Raw genomic sequence first — 4,809 nt, forward strand, 5'->3', positions numbered from 1 at the left:
GGCGCGATCCGCAGATCATTATGGGTTCCTTTGCGGCGGACCAGGTGATCACCCCGGTGGAGGAGTTCCAGCAGGCGGTGCGCGAGGCCGTGCACACTGCGGCCGAGGGCTACATCGTCACCATCGGGATCACGCCGACGCATCCGGCCACCGGGTTTGGTTACATCCGCTCCGCCGGGGCACTGAACGTCCCCGGCGCGCCGACCGCGCGGGCCGTGGCCGAGTTCGTGGAAAAACCCGACGAGCAGGTGGCCCGCAGCTACCTGGAAACCGGTGAATATTCCTGGAATGCCGGCATGTTCGTGGCCCCGGTGGACCTGCTGCTCAAGCACCTGGAAACCAACGAGCCCGAACTCTTTGCCGGACTGGCAGAGATCGCCGAGGCCTGGGACACGCCGGCCCGCGGCGCGGTGATGCGCCGGATCTGGCCGAACCTGCCCAAGACCGCGATCGACTACGCAGTGGCCGAACCCGCGGCCGCTTCCGGCGACGTGGCCATGATCCCGGGCTCTTTCTCCTGGGACGATGTGGGCGATTTCGCCGCCATCGGGCGGCTGAACACCGCCAGTGAGACCGCCGGACTGACGGTGCTCGGCGACGGGGCGAGGGTTTTCGCCGAATCCGCCACCGGCGTCGTGGTCTCCGATACCAAACGCGTGATCGCGCTGATCGGCATCGACGACGTCGTGGTGGTCGATACCCCGGACGCTCTGCTGGTCACCACCAAGGAACACGCGCAGAAGGTCAAATCAGCCGTCGAACACCTTAAAGCCAGCGGCGACACCGACGTCTTGTAGGAGTCCGGCGGCAGCGGCCCGGCGGGGAAAGTCCTGCCGGCGCGTCCCGGGCCTGCGCCGCCGGCAGTGGGCCGGCCTGCAAGTCGCTAGAGTGCTTGTGTGCAGAAGATTTCAGAAACTCCGCTGGCCAATCTCAATATCGGCGTCTGGGCGGCGCCGCTGCTCGACGAACTCCAGCGGTTCCGGCGTGACCTGCACCAGCATCCCGAACTGTCGCACAAGGAAGTCCAGACCACTCAAAAGCTGGCTGCGCGGCTGACGGCTGCAGGGCTGGAACCGCAACTCCTTGACGGCACCGGGCTGTTCGTGGACATCGGCGAAGGCCCGCTGGCCATCGGCCTGCGGGCGGACATCGACGCCCTGCCGATCCTGGAAGAAACGGGACTGGAGTACGCCTCGGTCAACAGGGGCATCAGCCATGCCTGCGGACATGACATCCACACCACGGTGATGCTCGGCGTCGCGCTGTTGCTGCGCAAACTGGACGAGGAAGGCGAGCTCTCCGCGCGTGTGCGGATCATCTTCCAGCCGGCAGAGGAGACCATGCCCGGCGGCGCGCTGGCCGTCATCGAACAGGGAGTTCTGGAAGGACTGCCGCGGATCCTGGCTCTGCACTGCGACCCGAGGATCGACGTCGGATTGGTCGGCACCCGGATCGGGGCCATCACCTCCGCCTCGGACACCATCAGGATTGAACTGCGCGGGCGTGGCGGACACACATCGCGTCCGCACCTCACGGAGGACCTGGTGTTCGCGTTGGCCGAGATTGCGGTGAGCGTTCCCGCCGTCATCAACCGGCGGATCGATGTCCGCAGTGCAGTCTCGCTGGTGTGGGGCCAGATCCAGGCCGGGGCTGCCCCGAACGCCATCCCCGCCCTGGGCTATATGGCCGGCACCATGCGCTGCCTGGATGGCGAAGCATGGCAGGCGGCCGGGGAGCTGGTGGATGAGGTGGTGAACCAGGTGGCCGCACCGTTCGGCGTGGACGTCAAGCTCGAACACATCCGGGGCGTGCCTCCGGTCATCAACACTGAACGGGAGACCACGCTGATTGAAGCCGCGGCCCGCAGCGAACTGGGGGAGGACGCGGTGACCTTGACCCCGCAGTCGATGGGCGGCGAGGACTTTGCCTGGATGACCCAGGAAGTGCCCGGCGCCATGATGAGGCTGGGCACCCGGACACCAGGTGGCGAAACCTTCGACCTGCACCGCGGCGACTATGTTCCGGACGAGCACGCCATCGGCGTGGGCGTGCGCGTTATGGCCAAGGCGGCAGTCCTGGCCGCACGGCGTCACCGGGACACGGCAGCAGGGGCTACCCAAAAGTAACAACTTTTCAACAATCCGCGCCCTCGTGGTGGGTTGCGTCGCAAGTGGGGCGGGTGCCCACTACTGTGGGTCCATCAACTGTGCACCTGCAGGACAGGTGCTGTGCCACGCGGAGTACATGTCAACGCCGCACTTCTTGTGAAGCGACCATTGAACTGTGCCGGGGCAGACATTCTTTTATGGAGGAACATTGAAGACTTCACTGCGCAAGATCAAGCGCGGCTCCGCCCTCTCCGCAGCGGCGCTCGGGGCATCCGCACTGGTTCTGTCCGGCTGCGGCGCCCCGCCGGCCGAACAGGGCGGCAGCGGCAGCCCGGCAGCGGGCAGCGCCGACTACCTGGGCTGCATCGTCTCCGACTCCGGCGGATTCGATGACCGTTCGTTCAACCAGTCGAGCTACGAAGGCCTGCAGATGGCCAAGAAAGACCTGGGCATCAAAATCCGCGAGGCCGAATCCCAGGCCGAAACCGACTTTGGTCCCAACGTGGATGCCATGGTGCAGGCCGACTGCAACATGATTCTCACGGTCGGCTTCCTGCTCGGAGACGTCACCAAGGAAGCAGCCAAAGACAACCCAGAAACCCATTTCGCGATCGTCGACTACAGCGATCCGGAGTTCACGAAAAACGTCAAGCCGATCATCTACGACACCGCGCAGGCCGCCTTCCTGGCCGGCTACGCTGCAGCCGCGACCAGCGAGACCGGCAAGGTGGCAACCTACGGCGGCATGAACATCCCTACCGTCACCATCTTCATGGACGGCTTTGCCGACGGCGTTGACTACTACAACAAGCAGAAGGACGCCAACGTCGAACTGCTGGGCTGGAACAAGAAGGCCCAGAACGGCACCTTCGTGGGCAACTTTGAGGACCAGGGCAAGGGCAAGACCAACACCCTGAACTTCATCAACGAAGGCGCCGACATCATCATGCCGGTGGCGGGACCGGTGGGGCTGGGCACCCTTGACGCCGTGCTCGAAGCCAACGCCGACGGCAAGGATGCCAAGGTTGTCTGGGTCGACTCCGACGGTTACGAGACCGCTGGCAAGGCGGAGGAATTCATCCTCACCTCCGTGATGAAGCTGATGGGCAACGCCGTCGAGGAAGTCGTCAAGACCGACACCGAGGGCAAGTTCGACAGCACCCCGTACGTCGGAACGTTGGAGAACGGCGGCGTGGCACTGGCTCCGTTCCACGACCTGGACGCTGCGGTCTCCGATGACACCAAGGCGGAACTGAAGACCATCAAGGAGTCGATCATCTCCGGCGAGATCAAGGTCGAATCCAAGGCCAGCCCGCAGCAGTAAGGTCGCTGTGGACCGCCGCTCTCCGTGCCGGACACCGGCGCCGAGGGCGGCGGTTTGCGCTGCCACCGGCCGAAGCGGTTTAGGCTAGGCACAGCGTTCGGGCAGGCAACACCGTCCGGGGCCGCACTGCTGAACCGGGCGGTTGTACCTACGGACAAGAACAGGCGGATTTGGTTTGAAACTCGAGCTCAAGGGAATCACCAAGCGATTCGGCTCCCTGGTCGCCAACGATCACATTGACCTTGTGGTCCAGCCGGGACAGGTGCACAGCCTGCTCGGCGAGAACGGCGCCGGGAAATCCACGCTCATGAACGTCCTCTACGGCCTCTATGAGCCGAGCGAAGGCCAGATCCTGGTAGACGACAAACCGGTGACGTTTAACGGACCCGGTGACGCCATGGCCGCCGGAATCGGCATGGTGCACCAGCACTTCATGCTGGTCCCCGTGTTCACCGTGGCGGAAAACGTGGCGCTGGGCAACGAAGCGACCAAAGCGGGCGGCCAACTCAATCTGGACGACACACGAGCCCGGATCAGGGAGATCTCCGACCAGTACGGCTTCGAGGTGGACCCCGACGCCGTCGTCGAGGACCTGCCGGTCGGCGTGCAGCAGCGCGTTGAAATCATCAAGGCCTTGGTACGTGACGCCGAAGTGCTGATCCTGGACGAGCCGACCGCTGTCCTCACGCCCAAGGAAACCGATGAACTGCTGGGCATCATGGGCCAGCTCAAGGCCGACGGCAAGGCGATTGTCTTCATTTCGCACAAGCTGCGCGAGGTCAAGGCAGTGTCCGACATCATCACGGTCATCCGCCGCGGCAAGGTCGTCGGCGACGCACCGCCGTCGGCGTCCACCACCGAGTTGGCCGAGATGATGGTGGGCCGCGCCGTGAGCCTGACCCTGAACAAGGAACCGGCCCGGCCGGGCGAGGAAACGTTCACGGTGGACAACCTCACGGTACGTTCGGCCACCGGCCAGCGGGTCGTTGACGGCATCAGCTTCGGCATCGCCCGCGGTGAGATCCTTGCCGTGGCAGGTGTCCAAGGCAACGGCCAGACGGAACTGACTGAGGCAATTTTGGGCCTGCAGGACCATGTGTCCGGCTCCATCAAACTTGAAGGCCAGGAGCTGGTGGGACGCAGGGTCAAGGACATCATCGAAGCCGGTGTCGGGTTCGTGCCGGAGGACCGCAGCGTCGAGGGCCTGGTGGGCACCTTCTCGGTGGCCGAAAACCTCATTCTCAACCGCTACGACCAGCCGCCCTTTGCCCGCGGCCTGGCGATGAAGCCGGACGTGATCGCCCGGAACGCCGAGCAGTACATTTCGGAGTTCGACGTACGCACCCAGTCGGCGGCTGCGGCAGCCGGTACCCTCTC

At 64.7% G+C, this 4,809-nt stretch carries 4 protein-coding genes; all 4 read left to right on the forward strand.

Annotation, left to right across the window (positions count from 1 at the left end; translation table 11 throughout):
- A partial coding sequence (locus tag AC5RWT_RS34515) for a mannose-1-phosphate guanylyltransferase (protein ID WP_494084157.1) occupies positions 1-797 on the forward strand: 797 nt, incomplete at its 5' end.
- Between the two features lie 99 nt (positions 798-896).
- Positions 897-2,126, forward strand: a complete 1,230-nt coding sequence (locus AC5RWT_RS34520; RefSeq protein WP_494084158.1) for an amidohydrolase — start codon at positions 897-899, stop codon at positions 2,124-2,126.
- A gap of 190 nt (positions 2,127-2,316) precedes the next feature.
- Positions 2,317-3,432: a BMP family lipoprotein gene (locus tag AC5RWT_RS34525; protein ID WP_494084159.1), complete on the forward strand. Its 1,116-nt coding sequence runs from the start codon at positions 2,317-2,319 to the stop codon at positions 3,430-3,432.
- A 175-nt stretch (positions 3,433-3,607) separates the two neighbouring features.
- Positions 3,608-4,809, forward strand: a 1,202-nt coding sequence (locus tag AC5RWT_RS34530) for an ABC transporter ATP-binding protein (RefSeq protein WP_494084160.1), incomplete at its 3' end; no start/stop codon positions are given.

Source organism: Arthrobacter sp. Dra40, from assembly GCF_059091905.1.